This window comes from Rahnella sp. PAMC25617 (genome assembly GCF_050606005.1).
GTDB classification, from domain to species: domain Bacteria; phylum Pseudomonadota; class Gammaproteobacteria; order Enterobacterales; family Enterobacteriaceae; genus Rahnella; species Rahnella variigena.
This window is the reverse complement of the sequence record NZ_JBOCUM010000228.1, coordinates 1-316: the sequence shown is the minus strand read 5'-3', so window position 1 is coordinate 316 and position 316 is coordinate 1. Positions and strand designations below refer to the sequence as shown.

The following is a 316-nucleotide window of genomic DNA, read 5'->3' as shown; positions in this document are numbered from 1 at the left end:
AGGGGCGCGGCTTGAACGTCTGACAGCCTGTCGGGAATCGGCAGGCAAAAGCGTGCGTCCGCCACCGTGTATTCAGCGTAGCCGCCGTCCAGATTGCACCCGGTGATTTGCGCGGGTATTCACATGAGCGACATTCCGGCCTTCCCCTACCGCTTGCTATGGGGCGAGCGCAGCGTCCGTTCAGTCGCTAACTTGACGCGGCAGGACGGTACGGCGTTTTTTCAAACCTTGCAGCAGACGCCTGTCCACTGCGACGTCACCCGCTTCGCCCTGGAGGATGCGAATCAGGCGTTGGCATACCTACGCACAGGGCAAT

Annotated in this window: 1 protein-coding gene; it reads left to right on the top strand. The window is 61.4% G+C overall.

The genetic code is table 11. From position 1 onward, the window contains the following. Positions 1-123 precede the first annotated feature (123 nt). Positions 124-316: hypothetical protein (locus ACM615_RS24240; RefSeq protein WP_431012685.1), on the top strand; the 193-nt coding region annotated here is incomplete at its 3' end.